This is a genomic window from Rhodococcus quanlei, assembly GCF_055231015.1.
In genome coordinates this window covers 75,599-95,890 of record NZ_JBUYWD010000023.1, presented here as the reverse complement: position 1 = coordinate 95,890, position 20,292 = coordinate 75,599, and the positions used below count along the sequence as shown (strand labels likewise).

Genomic DNA, 20,292 nt, shown 5'->3' with positions numbered 1-20,292 from the left:
TCATCGACATGACATCCCGACACCGAACGCCACCAGCAGAGTCCACTCGTAACAGCGCCCACCGAGCCGCCGGTTCGGGGCCCGCAGTGGCGCAACTGAACCACCTCACCACAGTATTTCGCGTAGTCGCGTTGGCCCGGCTTCTCGGCGTGACCCCGACGCGCGTCAGACTCTGGACGTCCGGCCAGCAAACCATCGCCCCCGAGGTGGCACCAATCGTGATCGACCTCGATCACATTCTGCTACGCGCCCGCCTGATCTGGGGAGGCAGCGCAGCCCAAGCGTGGATCACCAGCACGAACATTCACCTCGGCGGTGCGCGCCCCATCGACGTACTGCACGTTGCGGGACCGGCGCGTGTACTCGAAGCGCTGGACGCCGAGATGTGGGGCGGCACCGCCTGATACAAAGGACGCAGCCCAGACGGTGCGGGGATCGTCGGCCGGACGGATCAGCGCGCCGCCGTCGCAGCCGAGCTGACCGGTGTCGAGAATCAGGTATCCCGTGAACTTACGCTGAATCGAGGTTCCCTCTCTACAGCCGTATCGCACCCGTCCCAGACTCAACACGGAGAGATCTGGATTACCGTGGTTACACTGGCTGCGAATCGCGGGTCCGTTGCTTCCGAATCACGGATCGGCAGAGGGGGATGTTCATGAGCGTGGTACTGCAGGCCGATATCGAGGCACTTCGGGAGCTCGCCAAGACTTTGGCGGCTACCGCCGAGACCATCAATGGGATCGCTGTCTCGGCGGCGGTGACGATGCCGGGCTCACCGGTGGCAGCGGTGTCGGCGCAGGGGACTCGCGCGGCACTGGACGCGTACCACCGCATCGGCGACAACGTGAGCGGCATGTCGGCAACGTGCGAGTCGAACGCAGCCAGCTACGACGATGTCGAGCAGGCGTTTCGTACTCAGTTGCAGCGGTACACGAACGGACCGGCGTCGTGACCACCATCTCCCACGTGCGCGGCTGCCAACCGGATTCGATGATCGACTACGCGACCTCCTTGCGGGCATCGAACACTACGTTCACCGACCAGGTGCAGCAGATGGATCGTGCGGTCGACACCGCGATGGGCTCGTGGCAAGGCGACGCGGCGTCCGCAGCATCAGCACAGAGGCTGTCCGAGAAACTTGCCAGTTCGCACGTCGCTACCGCGGTGCTTGCCATCGTGGACGCCCACGCCTCGCACGGCGCAGTGTTGGACGGTATCCGCACCTCGTTGCTGGTGCTTGTCGATCAGGAGGCACCTGGCGCTGGCATGACGGTCTCCGACGACGGCGCCGTAACCGCGCCGAAAGTCCTCGACGGCGACACCACCGTGGCCGGCATGCTGTTGCAATCGCAGCTCGACGGGCAGGCCCAGGGATTCGAGACACGCATCAAAAGCCTGCTCACCCAGTTCAGTGACGGCGAGAACCTCGCCGCGCACGATATTCGCGCCGCGCAGCAAGACCTGGACACTGTCCGGAATGCACCCGGCTCTGCACCGATCAGCCCGACCGTGCAAGCAATCGTCGACGGCACGGCGGTGTTGCCGTCGGACCCGCAGCAGCTGCACGAGATGTGGGTGGACCTGTCGCCGGCCGAGAAAGACTTGCTGTTCGAACACGACAACTACATCGGCAACCGCGACGGCATACCCGTAGCCGACCGCGACCACTACAACCGCATCAAGCTCGGCGACGAGTTGACCCGCGCCCACGCCGGTGACCCGGCCGTGGCGGACCGGCTGGAAGACTTAGAGGCAGTCAAGGCCACGATCGACACGGACCCGAATCGGATGCTCATGCTGCTCGACACCCAGTCCGGGGTGCAGACCCACGCGGCGGTGGCCGTCGGCAACCCGGATACCGCCGACCATGTCGCGGTCACCACACCCGGGTTGAACACCACCGTCGGGGGGTCGATCGAGGACATGACCGAAGAAGCAAGGACCATGAAGGACACCGCCGAGATCCAGCTGAGCAATACGGACGATCACAAAGGTGAGACGGTGTCGACCATTGCGTGGATCGGGTACGACGCCCCGCAATTGGACAGCGATGACCTGGCCTCCGAAAAGACTCTGGAAGGGGCGATCCGGGTGTCCGAGCCGTGGAACGCGCAGGCCGCCGCACCGCACCTGTCACGGTTCTACGAAGGTATCGACGCCACTCATGACGGGGGGGACCCGCACCTGACCGCTGTCGGGCACTCGTACGGGTCACTGACCACCGGCCTCGCCCTGCAGCAGACCCCGGAGGGTGTCGTCGACGACACCATCGTGTACGGGTCGCCCGGACTCGGCACCGGGCACGATCTGTTCGACGATCCCTTGGACGAGCTCAACATCGAACCCGGGCACGCCTACGAGATGACCGCGCACAACGACATCGTTGGGCACATGAACCGCTTCGGCTGGAGTCCCGGATACATGTCGGAGTTCACCCACCTCGACACCGATGCCACGGAGACCCCCGACGGTGTGCAGCGTGAGGGAGCCACCGGCCACAGCGAATACCCCAGAACCGGTGACAACGGCCAGCTACGGACATCCGGCTACAACACGTCCATCGTGATCGCCGGTCTCGCAGACGAGGAGAACAAGCTCATCGAAGGCGACCCGGCAATCGAGACCGGTAGTACCGACATATTGACGAACCTTGCCGGGATGTGGCGCTGATGACGACAACGCGAACGAGACGGCGCACAGCAGGTTTGGCCGTGGCCGCACTACTCGCACTGACAGGATGTGGATCGGACGTGCTCGACAACCCCTACGAAAAACCCAGCGAAGCCGACACGGCTCAGGCCGCTGCCACCCTGGCGACCCTGCCGTCACTCGAGGACACCGAAGCCCGGATGCAGCAGGCGGTGGAACAACTCGCCGAGTACATCACCACCCTCGTACCGGGAATGCAGTGGACGTGGATGTACGACAGAATGGGCGGCGGCTGCAACCGGCCCTACAACGACACCGAAGGTGAAGACACCATATTGCAGAAATATGTGGCGTCCGGACCGATCCCGGATCAGGTGTGGTCGCAAGTAGTCGAACGTGCTCGGAATACTGCGGCATCGTTCGGAGCGACCGGTGTACAGCTCTTCCACGATGAGCCCGGAAATCATGAGATCAGGTTCTACAGCCCAGAGGGAACAGCCATCCATATCGGAAGCAAGGGAGCTGTCATCGGAAGCAGGACCGGGTGCCGTCTGCCGCAAGCGAAAATGGCGGTGACGCCACCTTCGTCCACCCCGCGTCCGTGAACCGTTTGCATAGCGAAGACAGTGATCGACCGTTCCACCACTCAACATCGAGTTCGATGACGTTGGCCGCTCGTCCACATCGTCGGTCTCGGTGGCGAGGAGAACGCCCTCGTCGAGGGCGACCCAGCAATCGAGACCGGTCGCACCGACATACTGACAACGCTCGCCGGGATGTGGCGCTGATGAACACAACACGACCGCGACGACGAACGTCCGCCATAGTAGTAGCCGCACTACTCGCACTGACAGGATGTGGATCGGACGTGCTCGACAACCCCTACGAAAAACCCAGCGAAGCCGACACGGCTCAGGCCGCCGCCACCCTGGCGACCCTGCCGTCCCTCGAGGACACCGAAGCCCAGATGCAGCAGGCGGTGGAACAACTCGCCGAATACATCAGCACCCTCGTACCGGGAATGCAGTGGACGTGGATGGGCGACAGAATGACAAGCGGTTGCTCTCACCCCTACAACGGGGGCGAGGGGAGTGCCGTATTTCTCCAGGATTACGTCGCCAAGATCAAGATCCCTGACAGCGTGTGGCCACAAATTTTTGAGCGGGCGAAAGAACTCGCGGCGACGCTGGGCGCCACCGGACTGGAGCGGTTCCACGACGAATCGGGTAACCACGATGTTCGCTTCTACTCCAAGGAAGGAACGGCGATTCACCTAGGCGCTGCAGGGAACACAGTGATCGATGCGTCCACCGGGTGTCGCCTGCCGCAAGCGAAGATGACCGCGACGCCGTCGACCTCTAACCCACACCCCTGAACCGCACGGGCGCATCAACGAAGGGTTGATCGATCATGACTTCATCCGAGAGTGAGTTCGACGAATTCGGTCTGAAAGTGCAACGCGCACAACATGAGGTTGCCGGCATTCGGGGTGTCGGAACGGTAGATGGCATCACCGTCGAGGTCGACGCCGAGAACCGTCTTAGTGCAATCGTTCACCCGGACGCCCAATCCATCATCGCGGCCTACCAGGCGGCGCTTCGCGACAAGCAACCGCAAGTGGATGCGGCGATGCGAGACGTCCTGAATGATCCACAGGCACAGGCCGTGACGACGTTCGTGCACAACAACAATGAGCGTGAGGAAACGCGACGTCAGCGGGTCGCCAACAAGGACGAACGGTACTTCGAACAGTTTCGGAACGACCCACTCGGCCGAAATCGCTGACCTGCTCAGCGGCGATTGCTCTTCGAGTCCACGCGTTGCGTGGCGCGGCGTTGTTGTCGTGACAGGCCCGTGTCGTCGGCGGTTTGGCGGCGGTAATCGTCGAGCAGTGGGGCAAGCCAGGGTGCAGTCTCGTGCAGTGGTCCGGTCAGTGTCCGGCCGGCGAGCCGGGGCCGAGACTGGCGCTGACCGAGTCCAGGGTTTTTGCGAGCAGGTCGGCATTCGAAGGGACGTGCGGTACGAGCTCGTGTTCGTCTATGTACCGGGCAGGAGTGGCCGTCGGGTGCCGCGCCGGGTGCTCGATCGTGGGAGCCTTGACGGGTTTTTCGATGGTGCGGGCCTGCCGGATCACCTGCACGCCGACGGGCGCCGTCGCGGGCGGTTTTGCGGGCGTTGTGGGCGTCGCGGCGGCACTGATCGCTGCACCACACCCGCGCGGCCGGCCGCGCCCCGAATGCGGAACCGGCGTTCGGCACCACGGTGAATCGGTAGCCGTCCACACAACCTGTGTGTGGACGAGGGTCGTGCACGTCTAGAGTTCGGGTCGAACAACCTGACATGTGCAAGCGGGCTAGTGCCTCGACCTAGAGATGGGAGGATCGTCGCGTTATGCGTACCGCTGGCAAAGATTTCGGGACGTCCCGCGATCTGCCGTGGGGGGAGTTCACGGACGCCGAGAAGAAGCCGGGTGCGCCGGAGCATGCTGCGGCGATGTTGTTCGTGGTGCGGTGGACGGTGTCGTGGAATGTTCGGGAAGCGATGCGCGCCAAGGGGTGGAATGACGGACGGGGTGGGATTCCGCGGTTCGATTCGGTGTCGCGGCGGACGGCGACAGAGATGTCGCGGACGACGGTGGCGAACGTCGTGTACGGCCTCACCGTGCCCGATCTCAAGTCCGTGATCGCTCTGTCGGACGTGCTTGGGGTGTGGTTGCTCGATGGTGTCGAGGAAAACTTGAAGGCGTTTCGCCTCCTGACGTGACTTCGAACAGGGCTCTGCCCTATGAATTGGCTCAATTGAATGAACCAACCCAATGCTCCACTCAGTTGGTTCATTCCTCTGGACCATTCTGCCGACAGGAACTTACACACTGGCCCACACAGTTTGTGTTGGAGTTGTATGTGGAGGTGATCGGCCATGCAGGCAGATTGGGATTCGGCGGTAGCGGACGCGGAGCGTGCGTCGGTGAAGGCGCTCGGCACTGTGTCGGATGTCGCCGCGCTGGCTCGCCAACTCGGTATCGAGTGGGTGCCGTCGGAGCAGCTGTGCGCGGCGTGCGAACGGGTTCTGGCGCTACGTGTGGCTGTGTCGAATACCCGCGCCGCGGGCGAGGCCGATCCCCACCCGCAGGATGCCCATTCGGGTGAGGCATCGTCTCCGCGCACGTATCTGCCGCGGCGATCGGTGTCGAGCATGGTGCTGGCAATTCTGCGGGAACGACCGGGCATCGAAGTGCATGCCAGTGATCTGGTCGAACCGATGCTCGACCGCGGGTGGCAAGCGGGCGAGCGTCCCACGAACACGTTGAACACGAACTTGCTGCGACTGTCGAACGCTTCGGGCAGCGGTGTCGTGAAGACGACCCGGTCTCACTACACGTACCTGCCAGAAGGCAGGTCTGAGATGAATGGAGGTGGAGGGGATGAGTCCTCCGTCGCCGACGATTCGGCGCACACCACACCAGGTTAGGCAAAGAGAAAACCCCACCCAATGCTTTGGACGGCTTCAGGGTGAGGCTTTACTCGGACCGATAGCAAACCAACCGGCTACGCATAATCATAGCGGGATTACTCCGGTGTGGCAGAACTTTCTGCGCACCGGCGCACCCTCAGTGCGGATGCCGGGATCGACGGGGCCGCGTGATGCGGTCCTGGTGCGGTGACCGGGCCGCTGACCGCCGAAGTCCGCGCTCTGTTCCGGCGTGCCCCAATAGCGGGGGCCGCTGGACTCGGCACTTCGAGCGGTGAGAACAGCACGGCCACTGGGCGTCATGTGGCCGCGGATCGCGCCCGATCGGGTGCTCGCGGGCGGCGCGCTGTGGACGCGGCCGTGGGACATCCACGGCGTGGATCGTCGGCGCGTCGGCCGGTCCGACTGACCGGCGTGCCGAACTCACCCAGCACTGACGAACATGTCATCGAAGTTGACACACCTGCGACGTGTATCGCACGTGATACACTTTGTGTAGCCACACGTTCCGACATCGCGAGTGAGGCGGCCGCGATGCTCGCTGATTACCGTCCGGCAAATATTCCGGATCGCGACTGGGACACCATCGGGCCCTTCCTCCGTGCCGCTGTTGCCGACTGCGAACCAGCCACCTGGATCGCGGCCCGCGAGTATCTGTGGCCGGCCAGTCGGCACGTGCACTGGTGCTGGAAGTCTGCCGGTCTACCCCTCGAACGTGACAGCATCTTTCATCCGGCAGTGGTCACGGAATTTCTGGTGAACGAGTGCGGCGGGATGTCCGCCCGCTCCGCCGGGAACGTGAAGCGGTTGCTGCAACGAATGACCGAGATTCTGGTGCCGCACCTGACTGCTCCGCAGCTGCCCGGGTTGACGCGGTTCGTGCCGTCCGCGCCCTACAGCGACGCCGAATGCGCGGCATTGTCTGCGTGGGCGTCCGGGCAGGCGACGTCGCACCGCCGCCTGCAAGCGCACGTGCTGCTGGCTTTGGGCTTGGGTGCCGGTCTGTCGGCGGTCGAGGTCGGGGCCGTGACCACCGGAGACATCACCGTCGACGACGACGGTGTGCTGATTGATGTGCGGGGGGAGCGTTCGCGCACGGTTCCAGTCTTGGGGCGGTGGGAACAACCGCTCGCGGACCTGGCCACCGCCGCGATACGACCCGACATCCATGTTTTTCGGCCGCAAGCCGGTCGCACCCGAAACCTGATCACCGGCTTCGTCGCCACCTGCAACGGAAAGCCCGGGGCGAATTCTCAGCGGATGCGAGCGACGTGGATCGTCGGGCATCTGGTCGCCGGTGTTCCGGTTCGGGCGCTGATGACCGCCTCGGGTGTGGACACCTTGCACGGGTTGACTCGTTTCGTCGCCCACACCCCCGAAATGACAACCAGGCAGGTTCGCGCCGCACTCCAACGTCCAGATCATCAGGATCTAACGTGAGCACCCCGACCAAGCCCGGGGAGACAGTGTTCGACGAGCACGCGTCGCGGTTGCTGCAGCTGGCCACTGCCGGGCGTGGGGCTCACCGCTCCATGTTCAAGGTCGACACCGTCCGCGCCGTCTGTGATTTCATCGACAGCTCCGGCATCATCGAATGGCTGGCCGAGTGGCGCAACCAGGACAACGGTACCCACTCGGACGGGCGCCCCGTTGGTCGCCGCCCGGTCCTTCGCCATCGCGACCGAGTGGTGCTCGTGCTGAGTGCGCTGCTGGCCATCGAGTGCGAGGACCTTCTGGTGACCCGTATGGCCGAGACGTTGCGGCACCGCCTCGACGACCAATCACTGCGACTGCTCGACGTCACGCCCAGCACCCTTCCGGACTACGAGCCATCGAACCTGCCCGACGGCCGCGAACCGGCCGACCCGCTCTACGACGTGCTCTACCGGGCGTTCAAGCGGTTTCTCGCCGTCATCGACTCGGCACCGAACACACCGGGACGACGACTACCCCTCCCACAGGTACGCGAGATTCAAGCCGCCCGCGATCCCGACGAATGCCGCACCAAGCAAGACCGCGCCCTGCAGGTGGCAAATGCACTACTGCACGCGACGTTCATGGCAATGCCGGAAAAGGCACGCAACGCCTGGCGCGGCGACATCTGCGTCGACGCCACCCCCGTACCCGTATGGGGCAAACGCGGCACACCCCCAGCTGCCCACGAAGACGAGTCCGTGTTGTGCAGCCCTGACATCGACGCCGCCTGGTACGTGCGCGAAGCCGACCACCGCGACCCCACCGACGGAACCGGACGCAAACACTCCAAATCCATCTGGGCGAACGAGGCCACCTTCGCGGTCATGACCCCCGGCAACCCCGAACAGGAACCGGAACACCCACTACTCGCCGTCGCCATGTCCATGGACAAGCCCGCGGGCCGCGTCGGCGAAAACGCCATGGCCTGCGTGAACTCGATCCGCGGCCGCGAACTACCTGGCCGCTACTTCGTCGGAGACCGCGCCTACCTACCCAACAGCAAAACCGACAAACTCCAGCTTCCCCTCCGTGCGCTGGGATACGAGTTGGTCGCCGACTACCGTGACGACCAACTCGGCATCCAAGCCACCCACGCCGGTGCCATCCAAGTCGAAGGACACTGGTATTGCCCCTCGATGCCGCAGCCCCTCATCGATGCCACACGAGACTTGCGCGCCGGACACATCGATCACGACACCTACGATCAGCGCATCGCCCGCCGCGCCACCTACCTACTCAAAAGCAAACAATCCCCTGACAGCGAGGGCTATACCCCCATGCGTTGCCCCGCCGCAGGCCCGTCCCCCACCGTCGCCTGCCCCCTCAAAACGACACCCGGCAAAAAGACCACGCTGGGAATGCCCACCATCCTCACACCCCCAGTGGACCCACCGCGGATCTGCACGAACAAGCAGACCGTGACCTTCGGCCCCGAGGACGGCGTGAAGTACGGACAATCCCTGCGCTACGGCACCCCCGAATGGCGCGGCAGATACGGGCGCGACCGCAACACCATCGAAGGATTCAACGGCTTCGTCAAAGACCCCGCCTACGGAGACCTCGCCCAACCCGGACGACGCCGCATGCGCGGCTACACCGCCCAACTCATGTTCACCGCGATCACCACCGCCGCCGCCAACATCCGCAAAATCTGGCTCCACGCGCGCAACGCACGCCATCACGACGGACGCACCAAACGGAGCCCCGACGACCGGAGGCGCCGAACCACCAGCCTCCCTGCGCACAAACCGGACCCGAACGCAGCACCCGGAGTCGGACCACCCGCCGACCAACCCGCCGCACACATCAGCTGACCGCCACACACAAACTGTGGCGGCAACAACCGTGTCTAACCACCAGAAAACACCCTGACAGGACACCAAACCAACCGACAAAAACGAAAAAGGCCCGATCCGAAACATCGGATCGGGCCTTCTCGCTTGCTAATCGGGGTTCATGCGACGGCCAAATCGAGTTTCACAAACGTGAACCCAGCCGTTTCACAAACACCCCGTGGTGGGCGAAGGGGGACTTGAACCCCCACGTCCCGAAGGACACTGGCACCTGAAGCCAGCGCGTCTGCCATTCCGCCACTCGCCCGGAGTAACGCCGAAAAGATTAACACGACGCATCGGAGTTTAACGATTCGTGCAGTTCAGGAAGCAGATCTGTCGCGGGGAGGGCTGGTTCGGCGGAAGACGGATATCATGCAAGAGGGTGAACTCGCGCCACTTTGCCAGGCGATGACAGTACCGTGGGACGCTGACACCCTGGTGTCACGACACGCACTGCCACGACAACCGCCACGGCGGCACCGAGAGGAGGTCCCGGAATGGGTATTGTTCAGCGCTTCGAGCGAAAGCTCCAAGGGGCTGTCGGTGACGGGTTCGCCCGGGTGTTCGGTGGCAATGTGATGCCTCAGGAGGTGGAGTCTGCACTGCAGCAGGAGGCCGCCGATCGGGTGCAGCAGCTCGAGGGCGGGCACCGGCTCGCTCCCAACAGCTATGTCATCACCGTCAACAATTCCGATCATGACGCGTTGGCCAAAGACAGGGACTTGACGGTCCGGGCTTTCTCCCGGCACCTTGAAGACTTCATTCGCGATCAGGGCTGGCAAACGTACGGGCCGGTTCAGGTCGCGTTCGAGCCGTCGGAAACACTACACACGGGGCAGTTCCGAACCAGTGGTTCGGTAGATCCGGATGCCGGACGCCCGAAAAGTACAAACGCCACGTCGAAACCAGGAGCTGGCCCCATGACGCAGAACCCAGGCTACGACCCCAGCCGCGAACCGGCCGCGGGCCGCAGGCCCGAACCCGAGTACGCGCGTAACGGTCACGCCCACGTGGGTCAGGATCAGCGGTACGCCCAGGACGGGCCCGCCTACCAGAACGGTTTCGACCGTGGTGCCGGCTTCGAGCCGCCCGCGTACCCGCCCCAGAACCAGGGGAACCCGCCCCCTGCCTACGACCAGCAGGTCGGCCGCGCGGACGCGTACGACTACGATCCCAACTTCCGCGACCCGAACTTCCAGGATCCTGCCTACCAGCAGGACTTCCCTGCCTACGACCAGCAGGCGGCTGCTCCGGCCCGCTACCCGGACGGCTCCTACGCCGACTCTCAGTACCAAGAGCAGGGCTACCAGCCGCAGGGATACCAGCAGCCTGCGTACGACCAGCCGGCCTACAACCCGCCATACCAGGACCCGGGCTACCAACAGGGCGGCTACGGGCAGCAGCCTGCGTACGATCAACCCGCGTACGATCAGCCCGCATACGACCAGCAGGCGTACGACCCCGGCTACCAACAGGGCGGCTACCCGCCGGCCGGATACGGGCAACAGGGGCATGCCTTCACCGCCACCCTCCAACTCGAAGACGGCAGCGGACGCCACTTCCAGCTCCGCGAGGGCAACAACATCATCGGCCGCGGCCAGGAGGCACAGTTCCGCCTCCCGGACACCGGTGTGTCCCGTCGCCACATCGACATCCGCTGGGACGGTCAGGTCGCGATGCTCTCCGACCTGGGCTCCACCAACGGCACCACCGTCAACGGGGCACCGGTTCAGGATTGGCAGCTCGCGGACGGTGACATCATCCGCGCCGGCCATTCGGAGATCCTCGTCCGCATCCTCTGAGCGTTTTCCAGGAGTTCCGTAACGTCCGACATCACAGTTCGATGTGATGTTCGGGCGCGCGATGGTGTCGAATCCGTTTCGTCGGTACCTGTACGTATCCTGATGTCCGGGGCCGATGCCCCCTATGATTCGCGGGAAACAGAAGGAGGTGGACTGCTCGATGCAAGGCTTGATTCTGCAACTCACCAGGGCAGGCTTCCTGCTTCTGTTGTGGCTGTTCGTCTGGGCGGTCCTGCGCGCCCTCCGCAACGACATCTACGCGGGCTCGGGAGTCCGCGTGCCCGTGTCGCGCTATGCCCGCGGAGCGGCCAACGTCCTGCCCTCGATGACCAAGTCGAAGTCGAAAGGCGCCAAGTATCTCGTGGTCACCCAGGGTGGTCTCGCAGGTACTCGCATCACCCTCGGCACGCAACCGGTGCTGATCGGCCGCGCCGACGACTCCACTCTCGTCCTCACCGACGACTACGCCTCCACCCGGCACGCCCGTCTGTCGCCCCGCGGCGCCGACTGGTACGTCGAAGACCTCGGCTCCACCAACGGGACATACCTGGATCGGGCCAAGGTGACCACTTCTGTTCGCGTGCCGCTGGGTACTCCAGTACGTGTCGGCAAGACGGTAATCGAGTTGCGCCCGTGACCCTGGTTCTCCGCTACGCAGCCCGCAGTGATCGCGGTCTGGTCCGCTCCAACAACGAAGACTCCGTGTATGCGGGCGCGCGACTGCTGGCGCTGGCCGACGGTATGGGCGGTCACGCCGCCGGTGAAGTCGCCTCCCAGCTCATGATCGCCGCCCTCGCCCACCTCGACGACGACGAACCCGGCGAGGACCTCCTCCGCAAACTCGAGGCCGCCACCCGCGACGGCAACGACACCATCGCCGACCACGTCGAAGAAGACCCCGAACTCGAGGGCATGGGCACCACGCTCACCGCCATCCTGTTCTCCGGCAGCAAACTCGGCCTCGTCCACATCGGCGACTCCCGCGGCTACATGCTCCGCGACGACACCCTCACGCAGATCACCCGCGACGACACGTTCGTGCAGTCCCTCGTCGACGAAGGCCGCATCACCCCGGAACAGGCGCACACCCACCCGCAGCGCTCGCTGATCATGCGTGCCCTCACCGGCAACGAAATCGAACCCACCCTCACCGTCCGCGAAGCCAAGGCCGGCGACCGCTACCTGCTGTGCTCGGACGGCCTCTCCGACGTCGTCAGCGGCGAGACCATCGAGAACACGCTGCGCGAGGGCTCCGAGGACGAATGCGCCGACCGGCTCATCGAACTCGCCCTGCGCGGCGGCGGTCCCGACAACATCACCGTCGTCGTCGCCGACGTCATCGACCTCGACTACGGGAACAGCCACCCCATCGTCGCCGGCGCCGCCTCCTCGGACGACGAGGAAGACACCCCGCCGCCCAACACCGCTGCCGGTCGCGCCGCGGCCATGCGCCCCCCGCGGGCCACCCCGAAACGCATCGTCGGGCCCGCCCCGGAAGAACCGAAGCGCAAGCGCAGCAAACTGAAGTGGGCGCTCGTCGCGGTCACCCTGATCGCAGTGGTCGCCGTCGCGGGCGTCGTCGGCAGGTACGTCGTGCGCGGCAACTATTATGTGGCGGCAGACGACGACCGGGTGACCGTGCTTCGCGGTGTCCCCGGATCCGTCCTCGGCTACTCGCTGCAGGAAGCAAGCCTCGTCGGATGCATCTCCGACTCGGACACACTCGAACTCGTCTCCCCCGCCGAGATGCCCGCGGAGTGCGACGTCCTCGAAATCGACGACCTCGCGGCAACCGCCCGTGAACAGGTCCGCGCCGGGCTCCCCTCCGGCAACCTCGACGACGCCCGCAGCCAGATGAACAGGCTCGTCGAGAACGATCTGCTTCCGGTCTGCGTCGAAGAGGAAGAAACCACCGAGGCCCCCACTCCGTCGCCCACCCCGGCTCCCGCGCCGCCGCCGATACCGCTGCCGGTGCCGATCCCCCCGCCGGCGGTACCCGCTCCTGCGCCCGCGCCGCTGCCGGTGCCGGTGCCACCACCCGCGCCCGCTCCAGCACCCGCACCGGAAACCACTGCGCCGCAGACGCCTGCGCCGGAAGCACCCCCGCAGGTGCCCGGCCAGAACTGCAGGGCGGCTGGCTGATGTCGGTTTCTTCAGCAGCATCCGGGTCCTCTTTCCCGAGTCCCCCCGGAGGCTTTGCACCGGCACCCGTGCAATCGAACGGCCGGAACGTCGAGCTGCTCCTGATCGGTCTTGCCGTCCTCGTCACCACGGTGTCCCTGATACTCGTCGAGGCCAGTCAGGAACAGAGCATCACCTGGGGCCTGGGCAAGTTCGGTGTGGCATACGCGGCACTCCTGCTGATCGCGCACCTCGCGGTGCGGCGATTCGCGCCCCACGCAGACCCCCTGATCCTGCCGATCGTGGCCCTGCTCAACGGCCTGGGCCTGGTGTTGATCTACCGCCTCGACCTGGCGGACCAACAGTCCGCCATCGCCTTCGGGCTGCCGACACCGTCCTCGGACGCGAACCAGCAGGTACTGTGGACGGCCCTCGCCATCGCCGGATTCGTGCTGGTCCTGATCTTCCTGCACGACTACCGGCTGCTGGCGCGCTACAGCTACACCCTCGGTCTCGTCGGCCTGGTGTTTCTGGCGATCCCGGCACTGCTGCCATCTCAGTTCTCCGAGGTCAACGGCGCGAAGATCTGGATTCGGCTGCCCGGATTCAGCATTCAGCCCGGCGAGTTCTCGAAGATTCTCCTGATCATCTTCTTCGCCTCCGTCCTCGTCGCGAAACGAGATCTGTTCACCACCGCAGGCAAGCATTTCCTCGGCATGGACTTCCCGCGGGCCCGCGACCTCGGTCCGATCCTCGGCGCCTGGATCGTGTCGGTGGGCGTCCTCGTCTTCGAGAAGGATCTCGGAACGTCCCTGCTGCTGTTCACCACCATCCTGGTGATGCTCTACATCGCCACCGAACGTGTCGGCTGGATACTCATCGGCACCGGCCTGTTGGCCGTCGGGTTCGTGTTCGCCTACAACATGTTCGGTCACGTTCGCGTCCGCGTGAGCACCTGGCTCGACCCGTTCGCCGACTACAACGACACCGGCTACCAGATTTCGCAATCCCTGTTCGGGCTGGCGACCGGCGGCATCGCCGGCACCGGCATCGGAAGCGGGCGCCCGTCCCAGGTTCCGTTCGCGAAAACCGACTTCATCGTCGCCACCATCGGTGAGGAACTCGGCCTGGTCGGTCTCAGCGCCGTCCTGCTGCTGTTCCTCGTCCTGGTGATCCGGGGCATGCGGACCGCCCTCGCCATCCGGGACAGCTTCGGCAAGCTCCTCGCCGCAGGCCTGGCCTTCACGCTCGCCGTCCAGGTGTTCGTGGTGGTCGGCGGCGTCACCAAGCTCATCCCACTGACCGGTCTGACCACGCCGTTCATGTCGTACGGCGGCTCGTCGCTGGTGGCGAACTACCTCCTGATCGCGATTTTGCTGAAGGTGTCCGATTCGGCCCGCCGGCCGGCGCAGCCCAAGAAGAAGGGCCCCGCCCCCATCGCCGACGCCACCACACAGATGTTGCCGCGGTTATGAACACACCACTGCGCCGCGTGGCCATCGCCGTCATGGTGATGGTCGTCGCCCTGCTCGCCAACGCCACCTACGTGCAGGTCATCAAGGCCGACAGCCTGCGTGCCGACCCACGCAACTCGCGGATCCTGCTCGACGAATACTCCCGTCAGCGCGGTCAGATCTCCACGGACGGGCAGGTACTCGCCGCGTCGGTACCCACCACCGATCGCTACAAGTACCTGCGCACGTATCCGGAGAACCCGGCCGCACCGTCGAGTCCGAAGGCGTACGCGCCGGTCACCGGCTTCTACTCGATGCAGTACGGGAGCACGGGCCTCGAACGCGCCGCCGACTCCATCCTCAACGGCTCCGACAACCGTCTGTTCGGCAAGCGGTTCTTCGACCTCGTCTCCGGCCGCGACCCACGCGGCGGCAACGTCGTCACCACCGTAGACCCGTTGATGCAGCAGGTTGCCTACGACGAGCTCACCTCCCGCGGATACACCGGTTCCGTGGTGGCCATCGAGCCGGCCACCGGTGACGTGCTGGCGATGGTGTCCACCCCCAGCTACGACCCGAACCTGCTGGCCAGCCACGACGGCGCCGTCTCCACGCAGGCGTGGGAAGAGCTCAATGCGGACCCGGCGAATCCACTGCTCAACCGGGCCGTCTCGGTGACGTACCCGCCGGGGTCGACGTTCAAGGTCGTCGACACCGCGGCCGCACTCGAGGCCGGCGTCACCCCGCAGGACCAGTTCACCGCTGCCCCCCAGATCACCCTTCCCGGCACTTCGACCACCCTCGAGAACTACAACGGCACCACCTGCGGCCCCGCACCCACCGCCTCGCTGCTGGAAGCATTCGCCCGCTCCTGCAACACCGCGTTCGTCGAACTGGGCATCGAGGTCGGGGCCGACGCGATCCGCGATCAGGCGGAGGCGTTCGGCATCGGCCAGGACTTCGCCGACTTCGCGCTACCGGTCGCCGACAGCACCGTCGGCCCCATCCCCGACGACGCGGCCCTGGGCCAGACCAGCATCGGCCAGCGTGACGTAGCGCTGACCCCGCTGCAGAACGCTGTCATCGCCGCCACCGTGGCGAACGGCGGGGTGCGCATGGAGCCCAAACTGATTTCCGAGCTGCAAGGACCGGACCTGTCCAATCTCGACACCACCGACCCGGTTTCGGCGGGTCAGGCCATGTCACCGGAGGTGGCGGCCACCCTGACCGATCTGATGATCGCGTCCGAGAACCGAACGAGCAGCGCGGGCAAGATTCCCGGAGTCCAAATCGCCTCCAAGACCGGCACCGCCGAACACGGAACGGACCCGCGGAACACACCACCGCACGCTTGGTACATCGGCTTTGCACCCGCAGAGAAGCCGACGGTGGCGATTGCCGTCATCGTCGAAGACGGCGGAGACCAGGCCTTGGCCGCGACCGGCGGCTCCGTGGCAGCACCCATCGGGCGTGCTGTCATCGAAGCCGGACTACGAGGGGGCTGACTGTGGCATTGAACAACGGCGCACTCATCGCGAACCGGTACCGCCTGATCCGGCTCATCGCCACCGGCGGCATGGGTCAGGTCTGGGAAGCGACGGACCAGCGTCTCAATCGTCGTGTGGCCGTGAAGGTACTCAAGTCGGAGTTCTCCTCCGACCCGGAGTTCCTCGAGCGGTTCCGTTTCGAGGCGCGCACCACCGCGCAGCTCAATCACTCCGGCATCGCCGGGATCTACGACTACGGCGAGATCCGCGACGCCACCGGTGAGTCCCTGGCCTACCTGATCATGGAACTCGTCAACGGTGAACCACTCAACACCGTGCTCTCCCGTGTGGGACGTCTGGCCGTCCCACACGCCCTGGACATGCTCGAGCAGACCGGGCGCGCCCTCCAGGAAGCCCACGACGCCGGGGTCGTCCACCGCGACGTCAAACCCGGAAACATCCTGATCACCCCCACCGGGCAGGTGAAGATCACCGACTTCGGTATCGCGAAGGCCTACGAGAACTCACCGGTCACCCGTACCGGAATGGTGATGGGCACGGCCCAGTACATCGCACCGGAGCAGGCGCTCGGCGAGGACGCCACCGCCGCCAGCGACGTGTACTCGCTGGGCATCGTGGGCTATGAAGCGCTGTCGGGGCGCAGGCCGTTCGTCGGAGAGGGTGCCCTGACAGTAGCGATGAAGCATGTGCGGGAAACCCCGGCACCGATGCCGGCAGACCTGCCCGTCAACATTCGCGAACTGATCGACATCACGATCTCGAAAGATCCGGTCACCCGGTACTCCAACGGTCACGAGTTCGCCGACGCCGTCGCCGCCGTGCGTGCCGGACGTCGGCCGCCGCCACCGGGAGCCGGCGCCGTACCTGCGACAGCACGGGTCCTGCCCCCGATGGGCACCGCTTCGACGCAGAAGATGCCCACCTCGCAGACGTCCTACACGGAAGAGCCCACCGGCTATGCCGCCGATCCGGAGCGCGACGACGACTCCAAGGGCGGCCTGACGAGCGGGCAGAAGGCGATGGCCTGGGGCGCGGCGGGACTGCTCGCGCTCGCGGCGATCATCGCGCTGGCTCTGATCCTGTTCGACACCGGCGGTGACGACGGACCGTCACGCCCTGCGCCGTTGACCACCACGCTGCCGACCATCACCACCACGGAGCCGCCGGTCACCACCTGGGAACCGACGACGACGCAGCAGACCACCACGCAACAGACGACCACCGAGCAACCGACGACGACCACCGAGCAGACCACCACCGAGCAGCCGACGACGACCACCGCGCAGACCACCACCGAAGAAGAAACCACCACCACCACCGAAGAAACCACGACCACCACCACCGAGCAGCCGACGACGACCACCACCACCGAAAATCCGCAAGGACAGCCATGACGACACCGCGCAACCTCTCCTCACGCTATGAACTGGGTGAGATTCTCGGCTTCGGTGGCATGTCCGAGGTTCACCTGGCCCGCGACGTTCGGCTCAGCCGCGACGTCGCCATCAAAGTTCTGCGAGCAGACCTCGCCCGCGACCCCACGTTCTATCTGCGTTTCCGCCGCGAGGCGCAGAACGCGGCCGCGCTGAACCATCCGGCGATCGTGGCCGTGTACGACACCGGTGAAGCCGAGATCGAAGCCGGTCCGCTGCCGTACATCGTCATGGAGTACGTGGACGGTGACACCCTGCGCGACATCGTGCGCGCCAACGGCCCGATGGCGCCGCGGGAGGCGATGGAGATCATCTCCGACGTCTGTGCCGCACTGGATTTCAGTCACCGCAACGGGATCGTGCACCGGGACGTCAAGCCGGCCAACGTGATGATCAATCGGGCCGGTGCGGTGAAGGTGATGGACTTCGGCATCGCCCGTGCCATCTCCGATGCCTCGAGCCCGATGACGCAGACGGCCGCGGTGATCGGCACCGCCCAGTACCTGTCGCCGGAGCAGGCGCGCGGCGAGCAGGTCGACGCCCGCTCGGACGTCTACTCGCTGGGCTGCGTGCTGTACGAAATCCTCACCGGGGGACCGCCGTTCAAGGGTGATTCGCCGGTAGCCGTGGCGTACCAGCATGTTCGGGAGGACCCGAAGACTCCGTCCACGATCAACCCGGAGATTCCGCCCGAGCTCGATTCCGTGATCCTCAAGGCGATGGCCAAGAACCCGGCCAACCGCTATCAGAGCGCCGCGGACATGCGCAGTGACCTGGTTCGCGTTCTCGGTGGGCAGCGCCCCAGCGCACCGATGGTGATGAACGACGAGGACCGGACCACCATGCTCGGTGCAGCCGAGCACAGCGGCGCTCATTCGCACAGCGGTGGCGGCGCTGCCCCCGTTTCCGACGAGGAGCGGCGGTCCGACACGAACCCCCTCAAGATCGCGCTCATCGCGATTGCGGCGATCGTGGTGGTGGGCATCGTCGGCGCATTCCTGTGGTCGGTGACCGGTGGCCGAGAAACCATTGCCATCCCCGACGTCGCCGGTCAGAGCGCCGAGGAGGCCACCACCACGCTGCAGAATGCCGGACTGAGAGTGTCCCGGCAGGACAAGCCCGATCCGGTGGTGGCGGTCGGCAACGTCATCACCACCCGACCGGTGTCCGGTTCGCAGGTGGAGAGTCAGAGCATCGTCACCCTTGAGGTGTCCACAGGCCCCGAAGAGGTGCAGATCCCCCGCTTGGCGGGTCTGACCCGTGAGGAAGCCCAACAGGAGCTCGCCGCGGTCGACTTGCGTCTCGACACCGAAATCGCACGGGCACCGTCGACCGAAGAAGAACTCGACAAGGTCGTCGCGCAGGAGCCGTCGTCCGGTACGAGCATCGCGGTGGACTCACCCATCACCATCACCCTCGGCACCGGTCCGGAAAAGATCCGTGTCCCCGACGTCACGGGGCAGGAAGCCCGGGTCGCCAAGAAGAACCTCGAGGCCGCCGGCTTCGAGGTCACCGAAACGGAGATCGACTCCGGCCGCCCCGCCGGTGAGGTGGTCTCGACAGCGCCCGCCGGCAGTTCCACCGCAGCCAAGGGCGACACCATCGAGATGCGGGTGTCCAACGGTGACAACATCACGATGCCGAACCTGACCGACAACACGGTCTCCCAGGCACTGTCCGAACTGCGGTCGGCCGGATGGCGCGGTTCGTCGTCGCAGCTCAATCAGACCAAGACATCGACGCTGGACCCGGAGATGGTCGGCAAAATCATGTCGCAGCAGCAACCGCCGGGCTCCGAGATCGGCAAGGACGCGGTAGTGACCGTCAGCGTCGGAACCCTGGGTATCCCGCGCTGATCGGTCCTCGACGAACGACGCCGGTCATGGCTCAGGTGCTCAGCGCCTGAGCCATTTCGGCTTCGAGGGCCGCGACCAGCGCCTCCTTCGGCGCCTGCCCGCACACGCCGAGCCAGTTGGCGAGCATCCGGTGCCCGCACTGGGTGAGCACCGACTCGGGATGGAACTGAACACCGTGAATGGGCAGCTCGCGGTGCCGCATCGCCATCACGATGCCGGTGTCGGTTCGCCCGGTCACCTCGAGTTCGTCGGAAATGGTCTCGGGCAGCACGGTCAACGAGTGGTACCGGGTAGCGGTGAAGGGCTGCGGCAGGCCCGCCAGTACGCCCTCCCCGTTGTGATGAACGATGCTGGTCTTGCCGTGCAGCAACTCCGGCGCCCGGTCGACGGTGGCCCCGAACGCGGCACCTATCGCCTGGTGACCCAAGCACACCCCCAACAGCGGGGTTCCGGCCTTCGCGCAGGCCGTCACCACATCCATGGTGGCGCCCGCGCGCTGCGGTGTTCCCGGTCCGGGACTCAGCAGCACACCGTCGAACTCGGCGGCGACAGCGGCGATGGCATCGGGGCCGGTGACACGCGGATCGTCGTTGCGCCAGACCACGGCCTCGGCTGCGAGCTGGCCCAGGTACTGCACCAGGTTGAACACGAAGCTGTCGTAGTTGTCGACGACGAGAATCCTCATGA

The 20,292-nt window shown here is 65.4% G+C and carries 20 protein-coding genes and 1 tRNA gene; 18 read left to right on the top strand and 3 right to left on the bottom strand.

The window, feature by feature from the left end:
- The first annotated feature begins 8 nt into the window (after positions 1–8).
- From ACZI8Q_RS17065 to ACZI8Q_RS17040, 6 genes are all read left to right on the top strand, one after another.
- Positions 9–404: an antitoxin Xre/MbcA/ParS toxin-binding domain-containing protein gene (locus ACZI8Q_RS17065; protein WP_463374754.1), complete on the top strand. Its 396-nt coding sequence runs from the start codon at positions 9–11 to the stop codon at positions 402–404.
- 251 nt (positions 405–655) lie between these two features.
- Positions 656–952 (top strand): hypothetical protein, encoded by a 297-nt coding sequence (locus tag ACZI8Q_RS17060; protein ID WP_463374753.1) that lies wholly within the window; start codon positions 656–658, stop codon positions 950–952.
- Entirely contained in the window at positions 949–2,670 is a 1,722-nt protein-coding gene (locus ACZI8Q_RS17055) for an alpha/beta hydrolase (protein WP_463374752.1), read from the top strand. Before ACZI8Q_RS17060 ends, ACZI8Q_RS17055 begins: the two co-directional genes overlap by 4 nt.
- Positions 2,670–3,254: an LppA family lipoprotein gene (locus tag ACZI8Q_RS17050; protein WP_463374751.1), complete on the top strand. Its 585-nt coding sequence runs from the start codon at positions 2,670–2,672 to the stop codon at positions 3,252–3,254. Before ACZI8Q_RS17055 ends, ACZI8Q_RS17050 begins: the two co-directional genes overlap by 1 nt.
- 263 nt (positions 3,255–3,517) lie before the next feature.
- On the top strand, positions 3,518–4,024 hold the full coding sequence (locus ACZI8Q_RS17045; RefSeq protein ID WP_463374750.1) for an LppA family lipoprotein: 507 nt from the start codon (positions 3,518–3,520) through the stop codon (positions 4,022–4,024).
- 35 nt (positions 4,025–4,059) lie between these two features.
- Positions 4,060–4,434 (top strand): hypothetical protein, encoded by a 375-nt coding sequence (locus ACZI8Q_RS17040; protein WP_463374749.1) that lies wholly within the window; start codon positions 4,060–4,062, stop codon positions 4,432–4,434.
- A gap of 145 nt (positions 4,435–4,579) precedes the next feature.
- On the opposite strand, the gene ACZI8Q_RS17035 is transcribed toward ACZI8Q_RS17040, so the two are convergent.
- A complete protein-coding gene (locus ACZI8Q_RS17035) occupies positions 4,580–4,933 on the bottom strand; it encodes a hypothetical protein (protein ID WP_463374748.1) in 354 nt (117 codons plus the stop codon).
- 107 nt (positions 4,934–5,040) lie between these two features.
- Between ACZI8Q_RS17035 and ACZI8Q_RS17030 the strand changes: the two genes are divergently transcribed.
- From ACZI8Q_RS17030 to ACZI8Q_RS17010, 5 genes are all read left to right on the top strand, one after another.
- A complete protein-coding gene (locus ACZI8Q_RS17030) occupies positions 5,041–5,412 on the top strand; it encodes a hypothetical protein (RefSeq protein WP_463374747.1) in 372 nt (123 codons plus the stop codon).
- Between the two features lie 156 nt (positions 5,413–5,568).
- A complete protein-coding gene (locus ACZI8Q_RS17025) occupies positions 5,569–6,120 on the top strand; it encodes a hypothetical protein (RefSeq protein WP_463374746.1) in 552 nt (183 codons plus the stop codon).
- A gap of 274 nt (positions 6,121–6,394) precedes the next feature.
- Entirely contained in the window at positions 6,395–6,529 is a 135-nt protein-coding gene (locus tag ACZI8Q_RS17020) for a hypothetical protein (RefSeq protein WP_463374745.1), read from the top strand.
- A gap of 125 nt (positions 6,530–6,654) precedes the next feature.
- Complete coding sequence (locus ACZI8Q_RS17015; RefSeq protein WP_463374744.1) at positions 6,655–7,560, top strand: hypothetical protein; 906 nt, start codon at positions 6,655–6,657, stop codon at positions 7,558–7,560.
- The gene (locus ACZI8Q_RS17010; RefSeq protein WP_463374743.1) at positions 7,557–9,410 is read left to right on the top strand and encodes a hypothetical protein; all 1,854 of its coding nucleotides are present in this window, start codon (positions 7,557–7,559) and stop codon (positions 9,408–9,410) included. The genes ACZI8Q_RS17015 and ACZI8Q_RS17010 overlap by 4 nt, the downstream gene beginning before the upstream one ends.
- 200 nt (positions 9,411–9,610) lie before the next feature.
- Here the strand turns inward: ACZI8Q_RS17010 and ACZI8Q_RS17005 are convergent.
- Positions 9,611–9,696: transfer RNA gene (locus ACZI8Q_RS17005), tRNA-Leu, on the bottom strand.
- Positions 9,697–9,928: 232 nt separating this feature from the next.
- Between ACZI8Q_RS17005 and ACZI8Q_RS17000 the strand changes: the two genes are divergently transcribed.
- The 7 genes from ACZI8Q_RS17000 to pknB all read left to right on the top strand — a co-directional run bounded on the left by ACZI8Q_RS17000 (position 9,929) and on the right by pknB (position 19,605).
- A complete protein-coding gene (locus ACZI8Q_RS17000; protein WP_463374742.1) occupies positions 9,929–11,233 on the top strand; it encodes a DUF3662 and FHA domain-containing protein in 1,305 nt (434 codons plus the stop codon).
- A 160-nt stretch (positions 11,234–11,393) separates the two neighbouring features.
- Entirely contained in the window at positions 11,394–11,870 is a 477-nt protein-coding gene (locus ACZI8Q_RS16995; RefSeq protein WP_463374741.1) for an FHA domain-containing protein FhaB/FipA, read from the top strand.
- A complete protein-coding gene (locus ACZI8Q_RS16990; protein ID WP_463374740.1) occupies positions 11,867–13,375 on the top strand; it encodes a PP2C family protein-serine/threonine phosphatase in 1,509 nt (502 codons plus the stop codon). The genes ACZI8Q_RS16995 and ACZI8Q_RS16990 overlap by 4 nt, the downstream gene beginning before the upstream one ends.
- Complete coding sequence (locus ACZI8Q_RS16985) at positions 13,375–14,829, top strand: FtsW/RodA/SpoVE family cell cycle protein (RefSeq protein ID WP_463374739.1); 1,455 nt, start codon at positions 13,375–13,377, stop codon at positions 14,827–14,829. Before ACZI8Q_RS16990 ends, ACZI8Q_RS16985 begins: the two co-directional genes overlap by 1 nt.
- Positions 14,826–16,313 (top strand): peptidoglycan D,D-transpeptidase FtsI family protein, encoded by a 1,488-nt coding sequence (locus tag ACZI8Q_RS16980; RefSeq protein ID WP_463374738.1) that lies wholly within the window; start codon positions 14,826–14,828, stop codon positions 16,311–16,313. The genes ACZI8Q_RS16985 and ACZI8Q_RS16980 overlap by 4 nt, the downstream gene beginning before the upstream one ends.
- 2 nt (positions 16,314–16,315) lie before the next feature.
- Positions 16,316–17,710 carry a serine/threonine-protein kinase gene (locus tag ACZI8Q_RS16975; protein WP_463374737.1) on the top strand — a complete coding sequence of 465 codons (1,395 nt, stop codon included), beginning with the start codon at positions 16,316–16,318 and terminating at the stop codon, positions 17,708–17,710.
- Entirely contained in the window at positions 17,707–19,605 is a 1,899-nt protein-coding gene (pknB, locus tag ACZI8Q_RS16970; RefSeq protein ID WP_463374736.1) for a Stk1 family PASTA domain-containing Ser/Thr kinase, read from the top strand. Before ACZI8Q_RS16975 ends, pknB begins: the two co-directional genes overlap by 4 nt.
- Before the next feature lie 31 nt (positions 19,606–19,636).
- Here the strand turns inward: pknB and ACZI8Q_RS16965 are convergent, their stop codons facing one another.
- Positions 19,637–20,290 carry an aminodeoxychorismate/anthranilate synthase component II gene (locus ACZI8Q_RS16965; protein ID WP_463374735.1) on the bottom strand — a complete coding sequence of 218 codons (654 nt, stop codon included), beginning with the start codon at positions 20,288–20,290 and terminating at the stop codon, positions 19,637–19,639.
- Positions 20,291–20,292: the final 2 nt, after the last annotated feature.

Coding starts and splice junctions, on each gene's coding strand:
- ACZI8Q_RS17065 (WP_463374754.1), top strand. CDS start 9: ATGACATCCCGACACCGAACGCCACCAGCAGAGTCCACTCGTAACAGC.
- ACZI8Q_RS17060 (WP_463374753.1), top strand. CDS start 656: ATGAGCGTGGTACTGCAGGCCGATATCGAGGCACTTCGGGAGCTCGCC.
- ACZI8Q_RS17050 (WP_463374751.1), top strand. CDS start 2,670: ATGACGACAACGCGAACGAGACGGCGCACAGCAGGTTTGGCCGTGGCC.
- ACZI8Q_RS17040 (WP_463374749.1), top strand. CDS start 4,060: ATGACTTCATCCGAGAGTGAGTTCGACGAATTCGGTCTGAAAGTGCAA.
- ACZI8Q_RS17030 (WP_463374747.1), top strand. CDS start 5,041: ATGCGTACCGCTGGCAAAGATTTCGGGACGTCCCGCGATCTGCCGTGG.
- ACZI8Q_RS17025 (WP_463374746.1), top strand. CDS start 5,569: ATGCAGGCAGATTGGGATTCGGCGGTAGCGGACGCGGAGCGTGCGTCG.
- ACZI8Q_RS17015 (WP_463374744.1), top strand. CDS start 6,655: ATGCTCGCTGATTACCGTCCGGCAAATATTCCGGATCGCGACTGGGAC.
- ACZI8Q_RS17000 (WP_463374742.1), top strand. CDS start 9,929: ATGGGTATTGTTCAGCGCTTCGAGCGAAAGCTCCAAGGGGCTGTCGGT.
- ACZI8Q_RS16995 (WP_463374741.1), top strand. CDS start 11,394: ATGCAAGGCTTGATTCTGCAACTCACCAGGGCAGGCTTCCTGCTTCTG.
- ACZI8Q_RS16985 (WP_463374739.1), top strand. CDS start 13,375: ATGTCGGTTTCTTCAGCAGCATCCGGGTCCTCTTTCCCGAGTCCCCCC.
- ACZI8Q_RS16980 (WP_463374738.1), top strand. CDS start 14,826: ATGAACACACCACTGCGCCGCGTGGCCATCGCCGTCATGGTGATGGTC.
- pknB (WP_463374736.1), top strand. CDS start 17,707: ATGACGACACCGCGCAACCTCTCCTCACGCTATGAACTGGGTGAGATT.
- ACZI8Q_RS16965 (WP_463374735.1), bottom strand. CDS start 20,290: ATGAGGATTCTCGTCGTCGACAACTACGACAGCTTCGTGTTCAACCTG.